Annotated in this window: 20 protein-coding genes and 3 tRNA genes; 13 read left to right on the top strand and 10 right to left on the bottom strand. The window is 61.1% G+C overall.

Annotated features, from left to right (window positions below; all coding sequences use genetic code 11):
• Positions 1-3 precede the first annotated feature (3 nt).
• Both DQG18_RS16010 and DQG18_RS06430 read right to left on the bottom strand, forming a co-directional pair.
• Complete coding sequence (locus tag DQG18_RS16010; protein ID WP_157970037.1) at positions 4-198, bottom strand: hypothetical protein; 195 nt, start codon at positions 196-198, stop codon at positions 4-6.
• Positions 198-596: a zinc ribbon domain-containing protein gene (locus DQG18_RS06430; RefSeq protein ID WP_116653434.1), complete on the bottom strand. Its 399-nt coding sequence runs from the start codon at positions 594-596 to the stop codon at positions 198-200. Before DQG18_RS06430 ends, DQG18_RS16010 begins: the two co-directional genes overlap by 1 nt.
• A gap of 125 nt (positions 597-721) precedes the next feature.
• Here DQG18_RS06430 and DQG18_RS06425 point away from each other — a divergent pair.
• From DQG18_RS06425 to DQG18_RS06395, 7 genes are all read left to right on the top strand, one after another.
• Positions 722-795 (top strand) — tRNA-Cys (locus DQG18_RS06425).
• A 23-nt stretch (positions 796-818) separates the two neighbouring features.
• Positions 819-1,466, top strand: a complete 648-nt coding sequence (locus DQG18_RS06420) for an NTP transferase domain-containing protein (RefSeq protein WP_116653433.1) — start codon at positions 819-821, stop codon at positions 1,464-1,466.
• A 32-nt stretch (positions 1,467-1,498) separates the two neighbouring features.
• Positions 1,499-1,573: transfer RNA gene (locus DQG18_RS06415), tRNA-Asn, on the top strand.
• 161 nt (positions 1,574-1,734) lie between these two features.
• A complete protein-coding gene (locus tag DQG18_RS06410; protein ID WP_116653432.1) occupies positions 1,735-2,418 on the top strand; it encodes a TerC family protein in 684 nt (227 codons plus the stop codon).
• A 213-nt stretch (positions 2,419-2,631) separates the two neighbouring features.
• Complete coding sequence (locus tag DQG18_RS06405; protein WP_116653431.1) at positions 2,632-3,633, top strand: TerC family protein; 1,002 nt, start codon at positions 2,632-2,634, stop codon at positions 3,631-3,633.
• A gap of 136 nt (positions 3,634-3,769) precedes the next feature.
• A complete protein-coding gene (locus DQG18_RS06400) occupies positions 3,770-4,963 on the top strand; it encodes an MFS transporter (protein ID WP_116653430.1) in 1,194 nt (397 codons plus the stop codon).
• Between the two features lie 9 nt (positions 4,964-4,972).
• The gene (locus DQG18_RS06395; protein ID WP_116653429.1) at positions 4,973-5,407 is read left to right on the top strand and encodes an SRPBCC family protein; all 435 of its coding nucleotides are present in this window, start codon (positions 4,973-4,975) and stop codon (positions 5,405-5,407) included.
• Positions 5,408-5,440: 33 nt separating this feature from the next.
• On the opposite strand, the gene cysN is transcribed toward DQG18_RS06395, so the two are convergent.
• Together cysN and cysD are read right to left on the bottom strand one after the other, a co-directional pair.
• Positions 5,441-7,330, bottom strand: a complete 1,890-nt coding sequence (gene cysN, locus DQG18_RS06390) for a sulfate adenylyltransferase subunit CysN (RefSeq protein ID WP_198669692.1) — start codon at positions 7,328-7,330, stop codon at positions 5,441-5,443.
• Entirely contained in the window at positions 7,330-8,244 is a 915-nt protein-coding gene (gene cysD / locus DQG18_RS06385; protein ID WP_116653428.1) for a sulfate adenylyltransferase subunit CysD, read from the bottom strand. The genes cysN and cysD overlap by 1 nt, the downstream gene beginning before the upstream one ends.
• A gap of 360 nt (positions 8,245-8,604) precedes the next feature.
• On the opposite strand from cysD, the gene DQG18_RS06380 reads away from it, so the two are divergent.
• Complete coding sequence (locus tag DQG18_RS06380; RefSeq protein ID WP_116653427.1) at positions 8,605-9,651, top strand: cysteine synthase A; 1,047 nt, start codon at positions 8,605-8,607, stop codon at positions 9,649-9,651.
• 116 nt (positions 9,652-9,767) lie between these two features.
• Positions 9,768-11,207 (top strand): cardiolipin synthase, encoded by a 1,440-nt coding sequence (gene cls / locus DQG18_RS06375; RefSeq protein ID WP_116653764.1) that lies wholly within the window; start codon positions 9,768-9,770, stop codon positions 11,205-11,207.
• 122 nt (positions 11,208-11,329) lie between these two features.
• On the opposite strand, the gene DQG18_RS06370 is transcribed toward cls, so the two are convergent.
• The 5 genes from DQG18_RS06370 to DQG18_RS06350 form a co-directional block, all read right to left on the bottom strand.
• On the bottom strand, positions 11,330-12,397 hold the full coding sequence (locus tag DQG18_RS06370; protein WP_157970036.1) for an amino acid ABC transporter substrate-binding protein: 1,068 nt from the start codon (positions 12,395-12,397) through the stop codon (positions 11,330-11,332).
• Between the two features lie 194 nt (positions 12,398-12,591).
• The gene (locus DQG18_RS06365) at positions 12,592-13,386 is read right to left on the bottom strand and encodes an amino acid ABC transporter ATP-binding protein (protein ID WP_116653425.1); all 795 of its coding nucleotides are present in this window, start codon (positions 13,384-13,386) and stop codon (positions 12,592-12,594) included.
• A 5-nt stretch (positions 13,387-13,391) separates the two neighbouring features.
• Positions 13,392-14,525 (bottom strand): amino acid ABC transporter permease, encoded by a 1,134-nt coding sequence (locus DQG18_RS06360; RefSeq protein WP_116653424.1) that lies wholly within the window; start codon positions 14,523-14,525, stop codon positions 13,392-13,394.
• 9 nt (positions 14,526-14,534) lie between these two features.
• Positions 14,535-15,719 (bottom strand): amino acid ABC transporter permease, encoded by a 1,185-nt coding sequence (locus DQG18_RS06355; RefSeq protein ID WP_116653763.1) that lies wholly within the window; start codon positions 15,717-15,719, stop codon positions 14,535-14,537.
• Between the two features lie 113 nt (positions 15,720-15,832).
• The gene (locus tag DQG18_RS06350) at positions 15,833-16,855 is read right to left on the bottom strand and encodes an amino acid ABC transporter substrate-binding protein (protein WP_116653423.1); all 1,023 of its coding nucleotides are present in this window, start codon (positions 16,853-16,855) and stop codon (positions 15,833-15,835) included.
• A 180-nt stretch (positions 16,856-17,035) separates the two neighbouring features.
• On the opposite strand from DQG18_RS06350, the gene metC reads away from it, so the two are divergent.
• Positions 17,036-18,292, top strand: a complete 1,257-nt coding sequence (gene metC, locus DQG18_RS06345; protein WP_245958388.1) for a cystathionine beta-lyase — start codon at positions 17,036-17,038, stop codon at positions 18,290-18,292.
• On the opposite strand, the gene DQG18_RS06340 is transcribed toward metC, so the two are convergent.
• Positions 18,268-19,062 (bottom strand): phosphatase PAP2 family protein, encoded by a 795-nt coding sequence (locus tag DQG18_RS06340; RefSeq protein ID WP_157970035.1) that lies wholly within the window; start codon positions 19,060-19,062, stop codon positions 18,268-18,270. The two genes, metC and DQG18_RS06340, sit on opposite strands and share 25 nt — an antisense overlap.
• A gap of 102 nt (positions 19,063-19,164) precedes the next feature.
• Here DQG18_RS06340 and DQG18_RS06335 point away from each other — a divergent pair.
• The 3 genes from DQG18_RS06335 (at position 19,165) to DQG18_RS06325 (ending at position 20,654) form a co-directional block, all read left to right on the top strand.
• Positions 19,165-19,241: transfer RNA gene (locus DQG18_RS06335), tRNA-Pro, on the top strand.
• A 28-nt stretch (positions 19,242-19,269) separates the two neighbouring features.
• Positions 19,270-19,575, top strand: a complete 306-nt coding sequence (locus DQG18_RS06330) for an ETC complex I subunit (RefSeq protein WP_116653420.1) — start codon at positions 19,270-19,272, stop codon at positions 19,573-19,575.
• Between the two features lie 167 nt (positions 19,576-19,742).
• Complete coding sequence (locus DQG18_RS06325; protein ID WP_116653419.1) at positions 19,743-20,654, top strand: LysR family transcriptional regulator; 912 nt, start codon at positions 19,743-19,745, stop codon at positions 20,652-20,654.
• Positions 20,655-20,760: the final 106 nt, after the last annotated feature.

Genomic DNA, 20,760 nt, shown 5'->3' with positions numbered 1-20,760 from the left:
CGATCAACGAGTGTGTCGAGCCCTGAACTTGCCTGCGCACCAGAAGAACGGCGCCACGGCAAGATAGACAACGCCAAGGACAAGCAGGACAGCACCGATCCCGATGCCGCGCAAGGCTGCGGCCAGTGGATTGGCCCGCGCCACGATTCGCCGCGATGAACCCAGTGGTGCAATGACTATCGTCGTGCGCAGGGACATTATCGCGTACCTCCCCCCGCATCGTGCTTTTTAGTGCCCTTGAAGCTGGGAAGGGCAAAAAGCCCCAGGACGATGGTACCCCAGATCCAGAGCATGATCAGATACCCCACCCCGAAGCCGCCTCCCACGGGGGTGCCGGCAGCATCACCCCCTCCCAGCGCCGCGCTGAGGATACGCGGGGCGAGCAAATCCGTCTTCCCGGCAACGAGATAAAAGGCAAGCCACCCGATCATGAGGGTATTGAAGGCAACGAAGGCCCAGACGAACACCGGGCGCGCCACATCGCGCGGCGGCTGGCGCAACGGCGCATGGCAACCGGGACAGACGGTGCTCTGGGGACTGATCTTGGAGCGGCAATTGGGACATTCGGCAAGCATGAGCGCTTCCATCGTGGACATGCGATAAAAACGCCAAACCCAAAGAAGCGGTTCCCAGGCCAGACGTACGCTTGAAGATAATTCGCCGGGCGGCGCGCCTGAGCCCTTGCCTCGGGCTTCGCGCTAACATAGAACCCTGCGCCAGAGGCCTCGTGGCGGAGTGGTGACGCAGCGGATTGCAAATCCGTGTACACCGGTTCGATTCCGGTCGAGGCCTCCATCTTTCCCTCGGAAAGACCGGCAATGATTGCAGGGCTGATTCTGGCGGGCGGCGGCGGGCAGCGCCTGGGGGGCGTGCGCAAGGCGCATCTGCGCCTGGGCAACACGCCGCTCGTGACATGGAGCGCCGCGCGGCTGGACCGTCAGGTCGATGCGCTGCTGCTCTCGGTCGCTGAAAATGCCTCCGAATATGCCGATCCTGCCATTACCACCCTCCCCGATTCATCGGACGGCATTACCGGCCCCGCAGCGGGGCTGGCGGCGGGCGCGCAATGGTGCATCGCTGCGAGCGGATTCGATCTCATGGTATCCATGGCGGTCGATACGCCATTTTTTCCGCGTGATTTCGTCAAACGTGCACGTCCCCTGCTCGATTCCGGGGTCGGCTGCGTCATGGGCAGCTACAAAGGACGCAACTTTCCCACCTGCGCGCTCTGGCACGTCCCTGCCCTGCACAACGCGCTGGCGGGCGAACAGCGCACCACGAAAGGCCCACGGCTCCGCGACATCGCATCGCGAATCGGGGCCGCGCCATGCAGCTATGACAAGTTGCCGGAAAACCCTTTTGCCGGGATCAATACACTGTCAGACCTGATGGCGCTTTCAGACATCATCCGCGATGGTGGCAAGCTGCGCGAATTGGGGGTTGGCAAGCGCAACCAAATTGGCTAGATGGACGCACCTGCCAAGCAGTGCTGCCTTGTTCCCCGGTAGCTCAGTGGTAGAGCAACCGGCTGTTAACCGGTTGGTCGCTGGTTCGAATCCGGCCCGGGGAGCCATTCATTCCTTTTATATCCGACGCCTCTTATGCGCGGTCGCCGCTGGGCCGCTGCATATTTCCGTGTTTGAAAAATCTCTTCGCAGGCATCTTGGCATTGAGTCTCGATCGGACTTATAGACAGGTCCCCTTCCTTGTTATCTTCCCCCTGTTGAGGCCCCCATGTTAGGGATAGATCCCAGTTTCCTGAGTTCTCTAGTTCAGGTCATCCTGATTGACCTGGTTCTTGCCGGCGATAATGCCGTTGTCATCGGTCTGGCTGCGGCAGGGCTTCCCGCCGATCTGCGCCGGCGCGCGATTCTGATCGGCATCATCGCCGCCACGGTCCTGCGCATCGGCTTTGCGCTCATCACCACCCAGTTGCTTTCGCTGGGCGGTGGGTTGCTGATCGCGGGCGGCATCCTGCTGCTCTGGGTTTGCTGGAAGATGTATCGCGAACTCACCGTTCCCCTCGAGGAGGAACACGAGGCGACCGAGGCGCTGGCCGAAGCCGATCTCAATGCGGACGGGTCCGTTGCCGGGCGCGCGCCGCGCAAGACGCTCCGGCAGGCGGTTATCCAGATCATCATCGCCGACGTATCGATGTCGCTCGACAACGTGCTGGCCGTGGCCGGCGCCGCACAGCACCATTTCGAGGCGCTGGTCTTCGGCCTTGCCCTTTCGGTCGTCCTGATGGGCGTTGCCGCCACATTCATCGCCCGCCTCCTGCACAAGCACCGCTGGATCGCCTGGATCGGACTTATCCTCATCCTCTATGTCGCTGCGAAGATGATGGTGGAAGGCGCGGGAGACTTTATCGATATTCCGGCCATCCCGCTGTTCTATTCGCCACACACACCGGCGTAAATCAGGCCGTTCAATCCGCATTCCCATTGCCCGGTACAGCCCGGGCAATGGGCCTTCCGGCCTCATGGCCAGAAAAAAATCCATGCAATCCCCTTGAAAGCGGGTTTTGCCTTTCCCACATTTCTGCCCGCAGTCCGGGCCCCTCTGGCGTAGCGCCCTTGAGCGCCGCGTGATGTCGGAGCTGCTCCAACAACACATGGAGATGGTCCGGCGATGGAAATCCTCGCACAATTTTTCACCGATCAATTTCTCGGCACGCCGGTCTGGTTCTGGCTGGCCTTCATTGTCGTGGTTGCGGCAATTCTGGTTTTCGATCTGGGGTTTCTGCACAAGGAACAAAAGGAAATCAGCGCGAAAGAAAGCTTCCTGCTCTACGGCATGTATGTTGCCGTCGCGCTCGCTTTCGGTGCATGGGTCTGGTTCGCGCGCGGCGCGGAATCCGGGCTTGAATATTTTACCGGCTACATCATCGAGCAGTCGCTGGCGATGGACAACATCTTCGTCATCGCTTCGATCTTCACCTTTCTGGGCGTGCCGCGCGTGTACCAGTACCGGGTACTGTTCTGGGGCATCATCGGGGTGCTGGTCTTCCGCGCCCTGCTGATCGGTGCGGGTGTGGCGCTGGTGATGGCGTTCGAGCCGATCCTGTTCGTGTTCGGCGCTTTCCTCGTCTTCACCGGGATCAGGATGTTCTGGAAAGTGGAGGAAGACGACGACATCGAAAACAACAGGATACTCGTCTTCCTGCGCCGGCGCTTCCGGATCACGCCCCAGTTCCACGGCAACAAGTTCATCGTCGAGCAGCCCCATCCCCAGACCGGCAAGATGGTACTCTGGCTGACCCCGCTGGCCGTGGCGCTCATCATGGTCGAGTTCGTCGACGTCATCTTCGCGGTCGACAGCGTGCCGGCGATCTTCGCGATCACGCAGGATCCGTTCATCATCTACACCTCGAACGTATTCGCGGTCCTCGGCCTGCGGGCACTGTTCTTTGCGCTTTCGGCGGCGCTGGCGCGCTTCCGCTACTTGCAGTTCGCGCTGGCGGTGGTGCTGGTCCTTGTCGGTATCAAGATTTTCCTCGTGCCGCTCCACATCCATATCGACACCGCACTGTCCTTGCTTGTCACGATTCTCATTCTGGGCGCGGGCATCGGCTATTCGCTCTGGAAAACCCGTAGTGAAGGCACGATGATCGAAGATAGCGAAGCCAAATAACGTCTGCCGCTTCGGGCGATGACGCCCGAAGCGCTCCCCTTCGGCCATATGGGTGTGAGTTGACAGCATCCTGCGGGGGGACTACCGCTGGCAAAGCAGCGCTCGGGCTGCCGACGATTTTATAGGCTTGCATCAAATGTCCACGACCACGGCCGGGCCGGTTCCCGCCGCGCGGAGCACCTCGCTATGGGTGATATTCGCGGTCAGCTTCTCTCATTTCCTCAATGATCTGATGCAGGCATTGCTGCCGGCGGTCTATCCCCTGCTGCGCGATCTTTACGCGCTCGATTTCACCCAGGTCGGGCTGATCACGCTGACCCACCAGTTGACCGCCTCCTTCCTCCAGCCGCTTGTAGGTTTTTATACCGACAAGCACCCCCAGCCCTATTCGCTGCCCATCGCCATGTGCTTTACGCTTTGCGGGCTGTTGCTACTGGCCAATGCAGATACCTATCCCGCCCTGCTCTCGTCAGCGGCGCTCATCGGCGTCGGCTCGGCCATCTTCCATCCGGAAGCCTCGCGGGTTGCGCGCATGGCATCGGGCGGCAAGCTGGGCTTTGCGCAATCGCTGTTTCAGGTCGGGGGCAATATCGGCACGGCGCTCGGCCCGCTGATGGCGGCATTCATCATCATACCGCGCGGGCAGGGAACCGTGAGCTGGTATGCGCTGGTGGCGCTGACGGCGATTGCTGTGCTCTGGGCAGTCGGACGCTGGTACGCGACCCAGAACCGGATCAGCAAGGCTGCGCCGAGACCAGCACGCGACCCGAGCATCTCACAGCGGCATCTGTTCTGGATTTTCATGATTCTTGGCCTGCTGGTCATCTCCAAGAACGTTTACATGGCCTCGATGACCAGCTTTTATGCCTTCTTCCTCATCGAAAAGTTCGCCCTTACCGCAAGTCAGGCCCAGGTGTACCTGTTCGTCTTTCTGGGCGCCGCTGCCGCCGGGACCTTTATCGGCGGCCCGATCGGGGACCGTATCGGGCGCAAGGCGGTGATCTGGGTTTCTATTCTCGGCCCCCTGCCCTTCACCCTTGTCTTGCCCTATGCAGGGCTCGAATTGTCCATCGCCCTGACAGCCATCATCGGCTTTGTGCTGGCATCCGCGTTTTCCGCCATTGTGGTTTACGCTCAGGAACTGCTGCCGGGCCGGGTGGGAATGATCGCGGGGCTGATGTTCGGCACGGCCTTTGGCGCGGGCGCGCTGGGCGCGGCGACTATGGGCGTCATCGCCGACCAGACCAGCATCATCTTCGTTTTCCAGCTTTGCGCTTTCCTGCCCGCCATCGGCCTGCTCACCATTTTTCTGCCCGATACGAAGGTATAGGATCAGACCATGAGCACTGACGGCGAAAAGAGCATAACGCTTACCCGGACCATCGACGCACCCGCCGAAGAGGTCTTTGCGGCATGGACAGACCCGGCCCTGCTCGAACAATGGCAGGCCGACCACGCCGATTTCGAGGCTTTCGAGGGCGGCACGCTTCGCTTCGAGACCGCCGATGAGGACGATCCTTCCGTCAGCCATGTGGTGAATGGTCAGGTGGCAGCCTATGAGCAGGACCGCAAGCTCGTGGAGATCTGGCGTTTCGGCGAAGAAGGTGACATCGAGGAATCAACGCTCATCATCACCTTTCGGCCCCTTGATGACGAGCGCACCGAGATCACGCTGGTCGAAGTCGACGAAGCCCACACCGACCCCGAATCCCGCATCTTTTCGATCGAAGCGTGGAGCGCGGCGCTGGATGAACTGGCCGAACTGCTGGAATAGATCGAGCATCTCTCGAGCCGTTTTGGCAGCCCCCTACCCACTCACCCTTTCATAAAGCTCCTCGGCCATGTCCTGCGGTGATTTGGTTGCACCCTTGAGGATGACATCGGGGGTTTCGGGCGGCTCGAAGGGGCTGTCGATGCCGGTGAAGTTCTTGATCTCGCCCTTGCGGGCGCGGGCGTAGAGGCCCTTGGGGTCCCGCGCCTCGCAGACTTCGAGGGGGGTATCGACAAAGGCTTCGATGAAGGTGATCTCCCCGGCGATCTCGCGGGCCAGCCGCCGCTCGTTGCGGAACGGGGAGATGAACGAGACGAGAACGATCAGCCCCGCATCGGCCATCAGCTTTGCCACCTCGGCCACCCGGCGGATGTTTTCGATACGCGCCGCGTCGGTAAAGCCCAGATCCTTGTTGAGCCCGTGCCGCACATTGTCGCCATCGAGGATGTAGGTGTGCTTGCCCTCAGCTGTCAGCCGCTTTTCCATGAGGTTGGCGACCGTCGATTTGCCCGAGCCCGACAGCCCGGTGAACCAGACGATGGCGGGGGTCTGCCCCTTTTGCTGCGCGCGCACGTCGCGTGTGACGTCGAAGGACTGATAGGAAAGGTTCTCGGCCCGCCGCAAACCAAAACTGATGGTGCCCGCCCCCAGCGTCTGGTTGGCGATGCGGTCGATGAGGATGAACCCGCCCATGGCGCCGTTCTCGGCGTAAGGGTCGAAGGCGATGGGCCTGTCGGTGGCGATGGTGAGCGTGCCGACCTCGTTGAGCTCGAGCCGCTTGGCGGCGGTTTTTTCCAGCGTATTGACGTCGGTGCGGTGCTTGAGGTCGGTGATGGTCGCCGGGATAAGCTGGGCGCCGAGCTTTAAAAGATAGGAGCGCCCCGGATAGGCCGGCTCGTCCGCCATCCACACCATTTCGGCCTGGAACTGGTTGGAATAGTGCGGCGTCCGGCCCGGATGGACCAGCACATCGCCGCGCGAGACGTCGATCTCGCGGTCCAGCACCAGCGTCACCGCCTGCCCGGCCACGGCGCTTTGGAGATCGCCGTCCATGGTGACGATGCGGGCGATCCTGGCGGGTTTGCGCGAGGCGGCGTCCAGCACCTCGTCGCCGGTCCTCACCGTCCCCGAAGCGACCGTCCCCGAAAAGCCGCGGAAGTCGAGATCGGGCCGATTGACCCATTGCACCGGAAAGCGGAAAGCGGCCTTTGAGCGATCCTCATCGACAAGGAGCTCTTCGAGATAGGGCAGAAGCGGCGCACCCTCGAACCAGGGGGTGCTGGCGCTGTTGGTGACGATATTGTCGCCCTTGAGCGCGGAAACCGGCACCGCGGCGATCGAGGCAAAGCCCAGATCTTTGGCAAACTCCCGGTACTGGCTCTCGATGCCTGCGAACACATCGGCGTCATAGCCGACAAGGTCGATCTTGTTGACGACGAGGACGACGTGCTTCACCCCGAGCAGCGAGAGGATGAAGCTGTGGCGCCTTGTCTGGGTCAATATCCCCTTGCGCGCATCGACCAGCAGCAGGGCCAGATCGGCGTTGGAAGCACCGGTGGCCATGTTGCGGGTATATTGCTCGTGGCCCGGCGTATCGGCGACGATGAACTTGCGCCTTGCGGTTGAAAAGAAGCGATAGGCCACATCGATGGTGATGCCCTGTTCGCGCTCGGCAACCAGCCCGTCGACCAATAGCGAAAAATCGATGCCCTCATCGCCCACGTGCCGGTTGCGGCTTTCCTTCTTGAGCGCGGCAAGCTGGTCATCAAGGATCAATTGGCTGTCATAGAGCAGCCGCCCGATGAGCGTGGACTTACCATCGTCGACCGACCCGCAGGTCAAGAACCGCAGCAGCGATTTATCGGTCTGCTCGGCAAGCCAGTCCGCAATACCGGCGTCGGGGACGAGAGGAGAGGTGGCCATCATCAGAAATAGCCCTCCTGCTTTTTCTTTTCCATCGAGCCGGCCTGATCGGAATCGATCAGCCGCCCTTCGCGCTCGGAGGTGCGCGAGGCCTGCATTTCCATGATGATCTCGGGCAGCGTTGCCGCAGGCGAGCGGATCGCCCCGGTCAGCGGATAGCAGCCCAGGGTCCTGAAGCGCACCAGCTCCTCGCGCGGCGTCTCGCCCGCTTCGAGCCGGAACCGCTCGTCATCGACCATGATCAGCGTGCCTGAACGCGCAACGACAGGCCGGTGCTGCGCGAAATAGAGCGGCACGATGGGGATGTCCTCGGCATGGATATAGGTCCAGATGTCGAGCTCGGTCCAGTTGGAGAGCGGGAAGACCCGCATCGATTCCCCCGGATTGAGCCGTGTGTTGAACACCCGCCAGAGTTCTGGCCGCTGGTTCTTGGGGTCCCAGGCGTGGGCCGCGTTGCGGTGCGAGAAGATGCGCTCCTTGGCGCGGCTCTTCTCCTCGTCGCGCCGCGCCCCGCCAATCGCCGCATCGTACTGCCCCGCGCCCAGCGCCTGCCGCAAGGCTTGCGTCTTCATGATGTCGGTATAGCGGGCCGAGCCGTGATCGAAGGGGTTGATATTGGCGGCCAGCCCCTCGGGGTTGGTGTGCACGCGCAGCTCAAACCCGTATTCCTCCGCCATGCGGTCGCGAAAGGCGATCATCTCGCCGAACTTCCAGGTCGTATCGATGTGGAGCAGCGGAAACGGGATGCGCGAGGGATAGAACGCCTTGCGCGCCAGATGCAGCAGAACGCTCGAATCCTTGCCGATCGAATACATCATCACCGGCCGCTCAAAACTCGCCGCAACCTCGCGGAAAATCTCGATGCTCTCGGATTCAAGACGAGAAAGGTGTGTGAGACTCGCGCCGGAAATCGCCATGGCTGGGCACCCGCAATCGATCAGGAAGACAAACCGACTACGATGAATGGAAGGCCCCGACAAGCGCGCGTGCCCGCCGCTCTTGCCGTCTCCGCGCCGCTATTGCGCGTGCCGGGACGTTGACGCGGTCGCGGTTCCACGCAACTCGCAATCGGTGGGTGATCGATGCGCCAGCGGCCGCCAAATTCAGAAATCAATTTCCCTCGGGGTATGGTGTTTTGCCTTTACCGCCTTGCGCGGCATGGCTTTCTGCCGAACCGGACGACAGGGAAAAGCCTTCCCGAACAGGCTCAGTCCGCTTGCCGTCGACAGGGGCGCTGGCTACCATCCGGGCTTTCTCCCAACGTTTCCTCAGGTTCCATGTCCCGCTATTCCGATATTACCCAGGCCATCGGCAACACGCCCCTCATCCGTCTCAACAAGGTGTCGGAGGCGACGGGATGTGAAATCTGGGGTAAGGCGGAATTTTTGAACCCCGGCCAGTCGGTCAAGGATCGCGCGGCACTGTTCATCATCCGCGACGCGGTGGCGCGCGGCCTGTTGAGGCCGGGTGGAACGATCGTCGAGGGGACGGCCGGAAACACGGGGATCGGGCTTGCGCTGGTCGGCAACGCGCTGGGTTTCGAGACGGTCATCGTCATCCCCGAAACCCAGAGCGAGGAAAAAAAGGACGCCATCCGGCTGGCCGGCGCGGAACTGATCGAGGTGCCCGCCAAGCCCTACAAGAACCCCAACAACTACGTGAAACTCTCGGGCCGGCTGGCGGAAAAGCTCGCGGCGGAGCGCCCTAACGGCGCAATATGGGCCAACCAGTTCGACAATGTGGCCAACCGTCAGGCGCATGTCGAAACGACAGGCCCGGAAATCTTCGAGCAGACCGGGGGCCGGGTCGATGGCTTTATCTGCGCGGTGGGCTCGGGCGGCACGCTGGGTGGCGTTGCCATTGCGCTCAAGGAGCGCAATCGCGACATCAAGATCGGCCTTGCCGATCCCGAAGGCGCTGCTCTTTTCAGCTATTACAAGGACGGCGAGCTCAAATCGGAGGGCAATTCGATCACCGAGGGGATCGGCCAGGGGCGGATCACCGCCAATCTTGCCGATCTCGAGGTCGATTTGCCATACCGTATTCCAGATTCCGAAGCCCTGCCCTATATATTCGATCTGATAAGGGAAGAAGGGCTTTGCCTGGGCGGTTCCTCCGCGATCAATATCGCAGGGGCGGTGCGCATGGCACGGGATCTGGGGCCGGGAAAGACAATCGTCACCATTCTGGCCGATTACGGGAACCGCTATCAATCCAAGCTCTTTAACCCTTCGTTCCTGCGGCCAAGGGATCTTCCCGTGCCCGCATGGCTGGAAGCGGCGGCGACGGTCGATGTCGGAGAGGTAATCGAACCGGACGCATAGAGTGCGGTCAGGAAAAGTTGCAGACTTTTCCGGTTCGACCGCACGATCTCAACAGGTTGGAGTTTGATCCGGATTCATCGAAACCGGATCAAACTCTCGGAGCAAAGACGGTATACGTGGATCTGGTCCGGGCGTTCATCGATAATTTCAGCTTTATCGCAACGCTCTACGCGATCAATTACGGTCTCGCTTTTATCTGCGCGGTGCGCGAGATCATGAATTCGCGGACCTCGCAAGGCACGATCGCCTGGCTGATTTCGCTGCTTGTCCTGCCCTTCCCCACCACCTTCATCTATCTCGTCTTCGGCTGGAAGCTGTTCGACGATTATGCCGAATCCCAGACCCATTCGGGCCGGTCCTGGCGGCTGGCACGGTCGGAGGATCTGAGGATCGTCGATGTGGATTCGGGCAAGGACTGGCCGGTGCTCCACCGGGTCGCCGAACTGCCCTTTCTTTATGGCAACGCCGCCAATCTCCTGATCGATGGCGACGAAACCTTCGCCTCGATTCTCGACGGCATCGCGCGCGCCAGGGACTACATCCTCATGCAGTTCTATATCATTCGCGACGATGCACTGGGGCGGCGCGTCGCCGATGCGCTGGTCGCGCGGGCGCGGGCCGGAGTGAAGATTTACGTGCTCTATGACGATGCCGGGGCCCACCAGCTCCCGCGCGCTTATAAAAGGCGGCTGAGGGATGCCGGCGTCCACATCTATTCGTTCAATCACCGCCATCCCTATCTCCGGCTCTACGGGCTGACGCGCATCAACTACCGCAATCACCGCAAGAACGTCGTGATCGACGGCAAGGAAGCCTGGGTGGGCGGGCACAATATCGGTATCGAATATCTCGGGCAGGACCCCAAATTCGGGCGCTGGCGCGATACGCACGTCCACGTCACGGGCCCGGCAGCGCTGGCCTGCGTCCTGATGTTCCGCGAGGACTGGCACTGGGCGACCGGCAAGGAACTGCCCGCGCGCTACCCTTCGGACATTCCGACCCCCGGCAACCAGCCCGTGCTGGTCATGCCCACCGGCCCCGCCGACAAGCTCGAGGATTGCGCGATCGCCTTCACCGAAGTCATTTCGCGGGCACGTGAAAAGCTCTGGATCGTCAGCCCCTATTTCGTGCCGGGCATCGAGGTTCAGACCGCGCTTTATGCCGCTTCCCTGCGCGGAGTCGACGTCCGCATCCTGCTGCCTGAAAAGGCCGATCACATGCTGGTCTGGCTCGCCAGCTACGCCCACGCCGACCAGATGGTCTCGCACGGCATCAAGGTGCACCGCTACGAAGGCGGATTCCTGCACCAGAAGGTGATCCTTTGCGACGACGAGATCGCCGGCGTCGGCACCGTCAATTTCGACTACCGCTCGTTCAACATCAATTTCGAGGTGACGCTGTGGTTCACCGGCGAACAGATGATCCGGAACGTCAAGGAAATGCTCGACATCGATTTCGCATCCTCGCGCCTGACGACGGAAGAAAACCTCAAGCGCCGCTCCTTCACATTCCGCCTCGCCTGCCAGGCAGCGCGCCTGTTCTCGCCGGTGCTGTAAAGGCCGTCCCGTTGCCGCAGGGCCATTTTTCCGAAGCGAACAGGAAGAAGTGGTTGCCCCAAGTCTTTGTTATATTGCGTTTCATAACCGCATAAGTGGTATCCACTTATACTGGAAACACTCTAACTGATCGGCGGCGCGAAAATCAGGCCGCCATGGGTCCAAAGGGCGTTCTGGCCGCGCCGGAGCGGCGTGGTGTTGCCCGATCCGAAATGGCGCTCATAGAGCTCGCCATAGCTGCCGACCGCGCGGATCACCTCGCGCATCCAGGTAGGTGCGAGCCCGAACGTCTGGCCGAAATCGCCCTCGACGCCAAGCAGCCGCCGGATCGCCGGGGTCCGGGCCGAGAGCATGGAGTCGATATTGACCGAGGTCACGCCCAATTCCTCTGCATTGATAATGGCGAACAACGTCCAGCGCACGAGGTCTTCCCATTGAGTGTCGCCGCTACGGACAACGGGGCCATAGACCTCCTTGGACAAGCGCTCGGGCAGAATGCGGTGGATGCCCGGCTCGGGCATGGTGCGTCTTATGGCGTGCAGCCAGCTCGCCGACCCCGTGATGGCTTCGCAGCGGCCCGAGCGGTATGCCACGGCGAGGTCTTCCCGGTCTTCGTATAGCAGTTCCTCATGGTCGACCTGCTCGGCAGCAAAGAAGGCGCGCATGCGCATGAGGGCTTCCGAACCCGCCGGCGCGCAAACCGTGACGTCGCCCAGTTCATAGGCCGAAACGGCCTCGACCCGATCCGAGATCATGAATGCCTGGCCGTCATAAAAGGCGGGCGCAACATAGGTAGCGCCGTAACCTGTATCGCGCGTCATGGTCCAGAAGGCATTGCGCACCACAAGGTCGACTTCCCCCTGCTCGAGATGAGCAAAGCGGCTTTCCCCAGAGAGCGGTCGGAACTCGACGCGCGAGGGATCGCCGAAGATGGCCGCCGCGACAGCCCGGCACAGATCGACGTCAAAACCGGACCACAGGCTGTCGGCGCTGATCTGGGCAAAGCCGGGCAAGGGCCGCGCCGCCGCGCAGATGACATAGCCCCGGGCACGCACCGTTTCGAGTGTCGAGATGGAAAAGGGCGCCGCACTTGTCCCGGATTCCGGCTGCGCCATGGCTGGCATGGCCGATCCGCACACCAAGGCAATCGCAACGATTGCACGCACCAGCCGGTTCAGTATTTTTCCCATGGCGTGCAATACAAATGCGGCGCGAACCGCTCCCTGGAGTCGATGGCGCATATTGGCATCGCACTATCGAGGGTCAAGGCACCGCGCATGCAATCGGATTGAATTTTAAGTGTAATCGACCGATTTCTTGCGATGTCCACAATGCGGAAACAGCGGCCCGAGGGACCGCCGCTGGTGGTTTCCGATGCGCCCGGTCAGTGCAGGATCTGACTCAGGAACAGCTTGGTGCGCTCGTGCTGCGGATTGGAGAAGAACGCCTCTGGCTCGTTCTGCTCGATGATCTGGCCCTGATCCATGAAGATCACGCGGTTGGCGACCTGCCGGGCAAAACCCATTTCGTGGGTGACGCACAGCATGGTCATGCCGTCCTCGGCGAGTTGGACCATCACGTCGAGCACTTCCTTGATCATTTCCGGATCGAGCGCCGATGTCGGCTCGTCAAACAACATAATCTCAGGGTTCATGCACAGCGAGCGGGCAATGGCCACCCGCTGCTGCTGCCCGCCCGAAAGCTGGCCGGGGAATTTGGCGGCCTGCTCGGGAATCTTGACGCGCTCGAGATATTTCATCGCGAGTTCCTCGGCCTCGGCCTTGGGAATACCACGTACCCAGATCGGAGCGAGCGTGAGATTTTGCAGGATCGTAAGGTGCGGGAACAGGTTGAAGTGCTGGAACACCATCCCTACGTCGCGCCGCACTTCATCGATACGCCTGAGATCGGATGTCAGTTCGACACCATTGACGATGATATCGCCTGTCTGATGCTCCTCAAGGCGGTTGATGCAGCGGATGAGCGTCGATTTGCCGGACCCGGACGGCCCGGCAATGACGATGCGTTCGCCCCGCATCACCTTGAGATCGATGTCGCGCAAGACGTGGAAGTCGCCATACCACTTGTTCATCGAGCGTATCTCGATGGCAACGTCTGTGGTCGAAACCGACATTTTCGGACGGCTGGGCGTATGGTCGGTAGCGGTTTGGGTTTGCATGACGATTACCTCTTGTGTCCGGTATGCAGCCGGCCTTCCATGTAGATGGAATAGCGCGACATCCCGAAGCAGAATATCCAGAACATGAAGCCGGCAAAGACATAGCCCGTTATGTCGCTGGTCGGAGACGACCAGTTCACGTCGCGGGCCGCGGACCTCACGGTATTGAGCAGTTCAAACAGGCCGATGATCGTCACGAGCGACGTATCCTTGAACAGCGCGATGAAGGTGTTCACGATGCCGGGAATGACATGCTTGAGCGCCTGGGGCAAAACGACGAACACCATCGTCTTGACCTTGCTGAGGCCAAGCGCCGACGATGCCTCGAACTGGCCGCGCGGGATGGCCTGCAACCCTCCGCGCACGACCTCTGCCATATAGGCCGATTCAAATAGCACGATGCCGATGATGGCGCGCAGGAGCGTGTCGGGCGTAACGCCCTGGGGCGTGAACAGCGGAAACATCACCGAGGCCATGAACAGCACGGTGATAAGCGGCACCGCACGCCACACCTCGATGAACCCGACGCAAAAACCCTTGATGATCGGGAGCTTCGATTGCCGTCCGAGCGCGAGAAAGATGCCCAGCGGCATCGAGACCGTGATGCCGATCACCGAAATGATCAGCGTCAGCGTCAGTCCGCCCCACTGCGCGGTCGGCACCTGCCGAAGCCCTAGAATACCGCCCGACATGAGGATAAAGGCAACGACCGGAAAGACGAGGAAGAACAAGAGCGCCGCCGTCCGCCCGAATGGGGCCTTGGGGACGAGCATGGGAACCAGAAGGACGATGGCGATCACGAACATCAGGTTGATGCGCCACAATTCCGAATTGGGAAAGAACCCGTAGATGATCGTGTTCCAGCGTCCCTGGATCATGACCCAGCATGCACCGACACCCTCGAAGCGGCAAGCCTCGCCGCGAAGACCTTCAGGATCGGAAAAGACCGCATCGCCGATCAGGAATCCATAGAGCGGAGGGATGATCCAATAAAGGAACAGCACCGCGAGGATAGTGACGATCGTGCTGGGGACCGAGGAAAACAGGTTCGTCCTCAGCCACAGCACCACTCCGCTCGTGCGATGGGGCGCCGGTAGCGGCGGCTGAATGTGATCGCGGACAAAAAGGAGATCTGACATCGCCGCCCCCTATCGCTGCACAAGCGCGACGCGCGCGTTGTACCAGTTCATGAACACCGAGGTCACAAGCGAGATGACCAGATAGACCAGCATCGTCATGCCGATGATCTCGACTGCACGCCCGCTCTGATTGAGTGCGGTACCCGCAAAGACACTTACGAGTTCGGGAAAGCCGATGGCCGCTCCGAGGGACGAGTTTTTCGTCAAGTTGAGATACTGGCTCGTCAGCGGCGGAACGATGACGCGCATGGCCTGGGGGATGATGACCAGTCGCAACCGATCGCCTTCCTTGATCCCGAGCGCGGCGGCGGCTTCGGTCTGTCCATAGCTTACCGACTGGATGCCGGCACGCACGATCTCGGCGATAAAGGCGGCAGTGTAGATCACCAGACCCATCATAAGCGCAGTCAATTCGGGTGGCGCCGTGAAGCCGCCACGATAATTGAATCCTTGCAGGGCCGGCGCATCGAACGTGACCTCGGTTCCGCTCAGCACAAAGGCAACTGCCGTCGGTACGATGAATATGCCCATCACCGGCAACCATACGGGATAGCGGTTACCGCTTTCCTCGGATCGCCGCAGGGCGAACCTACGCCAGAAAAACCCGGCAAGAAGCGCCAATACGCCGATCACGGCAACCCAGACGAAGCTGTCGTCGAGGATCGGCATGGGAAAGGAAAATCCGCGCTGGTTGAGCACGAAATCGCCGAAGACGATGCTCTGGCGTACCGACGGAAGGGCATTGAGACTCAGGAAGTACCAGAAGAACAACTGCAGCAGCAGCGGCGTGTTGCGCACGACCTCGATATAGATCGTGGCCCCGGTGCGGATCAGGAAGTTCTTCGATAGCCGCGCGACACCCATGACAAAGCCGAGTACGGTGGCAATGGCAATACCGATCACCGCAACAAGCAGCGTGTTGGTAATCCCGACGAGGAACACCTGCATGTAGCTCGAAGCCCGGTCATAGGGCAGCAGCGTAAAGCCGATCTCGAAGCCGGCGGCTGAATTGAGAAAGCTGAAACCTGTCGCCTTGTTCTGACGGGCAAGGTTTGTTGCAGCGTTGTTACCGAGCCACCAGAAGAGCGCGACAACGGCAACGAGAAGCAAGGCTTGATAGACAAGTCCACGAAATTTCGGATCGTTGATAATCGCCGACGCCTGTTCGCGCCGCGTTTGAACCCCCGCGGTCATCTGCACCCTCTGTTCCATTCGGCATTGGATGATGCCCCGGGCCCCATATCGGGACCGCTGGACGAGGATCCGGCACGGGGTGAACCGTGCCGGATTATCACACTATGAACGTGTCACCGAATTGGCATCGGATAGTGAAGGCCACCATTCGTCCAGAGCGCGTTCAGGCCACGGTCCAGCCCCAGAGGCGTCGAGGGGCCGACATTGGCCTCATAGGACTCACCGTAGTTACCAACCTGCTTGACGATGTTGTAGGCCCAGTCCGCAGAAAGCCCGATGGGGGCGCCGAAATCGCCTTCCACGCCGAGCAGGCGGCGGATTTCAGGGTTTTCCGATTCGAGCATCTCGTCGACATTGGCGGAGGTCACGCCCAGTTCCTCGGCACCCAGCCAGGCATTGAGAACCCAGCGGGTGATATTGAACCAGCGGGTATCGCCGGAACGGACAGCCGGCCCAAGGGGCTCCTTGGAGATGATTTCGGGCAGGATGATGTGATCGCCGGGCACATCGAACTTCGTGCGGTCGCCAGCAATGCCCGATGCGTCCGTGGTATAGGTATCGCAACGGCCCTCGATATAGGCCTGCACCGTTTCAGGACGCGAGGCGAAGGTCAGGAAGTTGGAGGCATCCATCCCGTTCGCGGCGAAATAGTCGGTGGCGTTGAGTTCGGTGGTGGTGCCGGACTGGATGCAGACCGCAGCGCCATCGAGTTCGAGTGCCGAGGTGACCCCGTCGGCGGAGCGCACGATGAAGCCCTGACCGTCATAATAGGTCACGCCCGCAAACGAGAGGCCCAGATCGGTGTCACGGCTCATGGTCCATGTCGTGGTGCGCGAGAGCACGTCCACGTTGCCGTTGGAAAGGCTTTCAAAGCGGACCGCCGTGGTCAGCGGCGTGTAGCGCACGGCATCGGGATCATCGAAAATGGCAGCAGCGAGAGCGCGGCAGTAATCGACCTCAAGACCTGTCCATTCATTGTTGTCGTCGGGGTTCGAAAAGCCCGGAAGCCCCTCCGTCACGCCGCACTGGACGTACCCCCGCTCCATCACGTCATCAAGGAGATCGGCCTGAGCGACCGACGTCCCCGCCATCAGCACCGAGGTTGCAACCGCGACGCTAAACAGGTGTTTTTTCATATCTTTGCCTTTGTTTCCTAACCCTTTGACTATCCGGCTTGCTGACCATGGATCCCAAGCCGTGCCCAATATTGATATTGAGCTCAATCGCCCTATTGCCATTGGACGATTTGATGGTCAGCATCGAAACTCTGTTTGTTGTCCGCGTCAAGGGCTGTCGATAAGAATTTAACCAGTTGAATGGTTGCGCCTAAAATAGCAGCAACAACCCTGACCTATCTCGCCCAGCACAAGTCGATCCCCATGAAGAAGTCGAAAATACACAAAGATCATCCAACCCGGACGGAGACGTTGCTTACCCATGGGGGGCGCGAGCCCGCCGCGCATGGCGGGTTCGTGAACATGCCGGCCTATCGCGGCAGCACGATCGTTTTCGAGGACCTGGCGAGCCTTGATGACCACACCATCCGGCATCGCTACGGGCGACAGGGAACGCCACTGACCGCCGGGCTCGAAGACATCGTCACCGAACTCGAAGGCGCCGTGGGAACCTGCTTGGCCCCGAACGGGGTCAGCGCCATCTCGCTCGCGCTGATGGCCTGTCTCGATGCCGGCGACGAGGTTCTCATCACCGACAGCGTTTACGAGCCGACCCGCAAGCTGGCCGACAAGCTCCTCACTCGTTTTGGAATTTCCGCGCGCTATTTCGATCCCCGCATCGGCGCCGGGATCGCGGACCTGCTCGGCCCGGCAACGAAAGCCGTCTTTCTTGAAAGCCCAGGCTCGCTCACCTTCGAGCTGCAGGATATTCCCGCGATCAGTTCGGCCGTCTCGGGCCGGGATATCGGGATCATCGTCGATAATAGCTGGGCGACGCCTCTCTCCTGCCGCCCGCTGGCGCTGGGGGCGGATATTGTCGTCCACTCGGGCACCAAGATGTTCGTGGGCCATTCCGACGCCATGCTCGGCACGGTCTCGGCCAATGAAAAACATTGGCCGCGCATTCTCGAAACCGCCCACGCGCTGGGCATCATCGCTTCACCCGACGACAGCTTCCTTGCCACGCGCGGCATGCGCACGCTGGGGGTGCGCATGAAGGAGCACGAACGCCGCGCCCTCGACCTCGCCCGTTGGCTCGAATCACAGGAAATCGTCACACGCGTCCTGCACCCCGCCCTGCCCTCGCACCCCGACAAGGCCATTTTCGACCGCGATTTTTCGGGCTCGGGCTCGCTGTTCTCGTTCGTCCTGCCCCTGGCGGAACGCAGCGTCATCGCCGAATTCGTCGACCACCTTGCCCTCTTCGCCATGGGCTATTCATGGGGCGGATTCGAGAGCCTGATCCTGCCGTTCGATCCGACAAAGATCCGCACAGCGACACCGTGGAACGAGCACGGCAATGCGTTTCGGGTTCATGTCGGCTTCGAGGATATGGATGATCTCAAGGCCGATCTGGCCGCCGGTCTCGAACGCTACCGCAAGAGTTTGGGGACATGACCGCGCCGCAGCGCGCGCCATAAGGGCCCAAAGCCGGAAAACAGCCGGAAACGCACTCTCCTGTTTTCGATGCGCATGCCCAGCCCCCGGCTCGCGAACCAGTCGCGCACCAGCAGCCCCCCGACCGTTCCCCAGAACATGCCGGCGAGAACATCAGTCAGGAAGTGATGCTCGCCAACGATCCGGCTAAGCCCGATCCCCACCCCGACAGCAATGAGCGTCCGGCGCAGGCGGCCGTTGAGCAGCGTTATCAACACGACCGTGAAAGCCAGCGCAGTCGTTGAGTGTCCCGAGGGAAAGCTCTGCATTGTCCAGTCAACCAGAGAAAACGGCTCGAAATGCAGCGTGCCGTATTCTTCCAGATGCAAGGGGCGCGCCCGGCCGATCACCCGTTTGAGAATGGCCGAAACCAGACCTGGAAGCCCGACGCCGACAAAGATGAAGGCCGAAATCCCGCCCAACGCGCGCGCCGCCCAGCGCCAGCTATAGGCAAGTGGCAGGCGCGCGGTAGCCAGTCCAATGATAAGCCCGGCCAGCGCGGGCGCGAGAATCCAGTCGGATTTGCCAAAATCGGTCAGGAACTCGAAAAAAGCGCGCTCATGATCGGGCCAGGCGATCAGCGCTTCGGTCACCGGCGCATCGAGCGTCAACGCCAGAAAGATCAGCCCCAGAAGCGCCGATACCGGCCACCAGAAATAGACGCGCCTGCGTCCGTACAGCTCCGCCAGCCTTTTGAGCGTACGCCCGCTATAAGTTTCGTCGGCAAACACGTTTCCTGGCCGTCCTCCGTTTTCTCGTGCCCGGAAGGCTCGCACCCGGTATCATGCCTTGCCGTGACTGGAAAGAATGTGTATCGGATCGGCGTGGCATGTCGGGGTATAGCTCAGCTTGGTAGAGCACCGGTTTTGGGAACCGGGGGTCGCAAGTTCGAATCTTGCTGCCCCGACCAGCCACGGCAACGAGAGGATGTTTTCGGAATGCTCGCTCGCATTTATCGCCCCGCTCCCAATGCCATGCAGTCCGGCAAGGCCAACAGCCGCCACTGGGTCCTCGAATATGAACCCGAAGTGCCGCGTTCCATCGATCCTCTGATGGGTTATACTTCCTCGACCGACATGAACCAGCAGATCAGGCTGCGCTTCGAAACCGTAGAGGAAGCAGAATCATATGCCCGCCGGTCCGGTATTCCGTATCAGATCGAACCGGTGCAGGATCGTTCGACGAAGAAAGTCAGCTACCCCGACAACTTCCGCCACGACCGCAAGTTTCCCTGGACGCACTGACGCCGCTCCAGTTCTTTGTTAGCGCGTCGGATTTTCCGAAAGCCGCGTATGCGCTTTTCGCTCCGATGCCCTAACGCGCCGGCCAGCCGATATCGCTCCGCCCGGACTTTACTGATTTCCCGGACACGTAAGCTGCTATAACTACGTTCCTTTCAGCGGGGAACGCCATGACCCATTTCGACCCCGTCACCGCCCGCCTGATTCTGGCGCTGGCGCGTGACGGCTCCATCGCCCGAACCGCCGGGCGCGAGAATATCGCACCCTCGGCGGTCAGCCGCAGGGTGGCCGACATAGAAGCCAGAATGGGCGTGATACTGTTCGACCGGTCGGCGAGCGGAGTGAAGTTGACTGCGGCAGGACATGCCTATGCGGAAGGGTGCCGCCGCATATTCCGCGAAATTGCGGACCTCGAAACGGCCATGACCGGCTATGCCGCCGGATCGGCGGGGCAGCTACGCATCGCCTCGACCAATTCGGCACTGTCGGGCCGGCTACCCGAACTGCTCGCCCGCTACGTTGCGGTCAGCCCCGGCGTCACGCTCGACATCCGGGAAATGTCGAGCCTTGCGGCGGTGACCGCGCTGGAGGACGCGCAGGTCGATATCGCCATCTGCGCCGACAACTACGATTTTTCGAGCTTTGAGATCGAGACCTTTGAGGACGATCATATCTGGGTCATCGCATCGCCCGACCATCCCCTTGCCAATGCCATGTCCAACGAGACGCCGATGGCGTTCGGGACCGCCATCGCCCACGAAGTCGTGGGCGTCCACCATTCTGGCGCACTCGACCGGCTGATCAAGGACGCCGCGCGCAAGGCGGGGCATAAGCTGGGCGCACGGGTCCATGTCGAAACGTTCCCGGCGCTGGTGCGGATGGTGGAAGCCGGGTTCGGCATCGGTTTTCTGCGCAACACCTCGCTGCACCTTCTGGCCGGCACCGATCTGGTTTCCGTGCCGCTGGCGGAAAGCTGGGCCAACCGCAAGCTGCTGCTGGTGCGCCGCAAGCGCGTGCCACTCGCCGCTCCCGTCACCGCGTTCGTAAAGATGGCGCACGAAACCTACCAGCCTGCCCGCTGAGCCGTTGCGTGCCGGATCAACATTCAGTTTTTGGCCGGCACCGCAGCCCCCCTCATCCGACCTTTCGCTTGCGCGAAAGCCCACCTTCTCCCGCAAGGGGAGAAGG

It is taken from the genome of Pelagibacterium sediminicola (genome assembly GCF_003390885.1).
GTDB classification, from domain to species: domain Bacteria; phylum Pseudomonadota; class Alphaproteobacteria; order Rhizobiales; family Devosiaceae; genus Pelagibacterium; species Pelagibacterium sediminicola.
This window is presented reverse-complemented; position numbering and strand designations above follow the sequence as displayed.

What these genes read in the sequence shown, in the direction of transcription:
- DQG18_RS06370 (WP_157970036.1), bottom strand. Translation starts at nt 12,397, where the DNA reads ATGGGAAAAATACTGAACCGGCTGGTGCGTGCAATCGTTGCGATTGCC.
- DQG18_RS06405 (WP_116653431.1), top strand. Translation starts at nt 2,632, where the DNA reads ATGGAAATCCTCGCACAATTTTTCACCGATCAATTTCTCGGCACGCCG.
- DQG18_RS06350 (WP_116653423.1), bottom strand. Translation starts at nt 16,855, where the DNA reads ATGAAAAAACACCTGTTTAGCGTCGCGGTTGCAACCTCGGTGCTGATG.
- DQG18_RS06355 (WP_116653763.1), bottom strand. Translation starts at nt 15,719, where the DNA reads ATGACCGCGGGGGTTCAAACGCGGCGCGAACAGGCGTCGGCGATTATC.
- cysN (WP_198669692.1), bottom strand. Translation starts at nt 7,330, where the DNA reads ATGATGGCCACCTCTCCTCTCGTCCCCGACGCCGGTATTGCGGACTGG.
- DQG18_RS06365 (WP_116653425.1), bottom strand. Translation starts at nt 13,386, where the DNA reads ATGCAAACCCAAACCGCTACCGACCATACGCCCAGCCGTCCGAAAATG.
- DQG18_RS06360 (WP_116653424.1), bottom strand. Translation starts at nt 14,525, where the DNA reads ATGTCAGATCTCCTTTTTGTCCGCGATCACATTCAGCCGCCGCTACCG.
- DQG18_RS06380 (WP_116653427.1), top strand. Translation starts at nt 8,605, where the DNA reads ATGTCCCGCTATTCCGATATTACCCAGGCCATCGGCAACACGCCCCTC.
- metC (WP_245958388.1), top strand. Translation starts at nt 17,036, where the DNA reads ATGGTTGCGCCTAAAATAGCAGCAACAACCCTGACCTATCTCGCCCAG.
- DQG18_RS06410 (WP_116653432.1), top strand. Translation starts at nt 1,735, where the DNA reads ATGTTAGGGATAGATCCCAGTTTCCTGAGTTCTCTAGTTCAGGTCATC.
- DQG18_RS06430 (WP_116653434.1), bottom strand. Translation starts at nt 596, where the DNA reads ATGTCCACGATGGAAGCGCTCATGCTTGCCGAATGTCCCAATTGCCGC.
- cysD (WP_116653428.1), bottom strand. Translation starts at nt 8,244, where the DNA reads ATGGCGATTTCCGGCGCGAGTCTCACACACCTTTCTCGTCTTGAATCC.
- DQG18_RS06420 (WP_116653433.1), top strand. Translation starts at nt 819, where the DNA reads ATGATTGCAGGGCTGATTCTGGCGGGCGGCGGCGGGCAGCGCCTGGGG.
- DQG18_RS06400 (WP_116653430.1), top strand. Translation starts at nt 3,770, where the DNA reads ATGTCCACGACCACGGCCGGGCCGGTTCCCGCCGCGCGGAGCACCTCG.
- DQG18_RS06330 (WP_116653420.1), top strand. Translation starts at nt 19,270, where the DNA reads ATGCTCGCTCGCATTTATCGCCCCGCTCCCAATGCCATGCAGTCCGGC.
- DQG18_RS06325 (WP_116653419.1), top strand. Translation starts at nt 19,743, where the DNA reads ATGACCCATTTCGACCCCGTCACCGCCCGCCTGATTCTGGCGCTGGCG.
- DQG18_RS06395 (WP_116653429.1), top strand. Translation starts at nt 4,973, where the DNA reads ATGAGCACTGACGGCGAAAAGAGCATAACGCTTACCCGGACCATCGAC.
- DQG18_RS16010 (WP_157970037.1), bottom strand. Translation starts at nt 198, where the DNA reads ATGTCCCTGCGCACGACGATAGTCATTGCACCACTGGGTTCATCGCGG.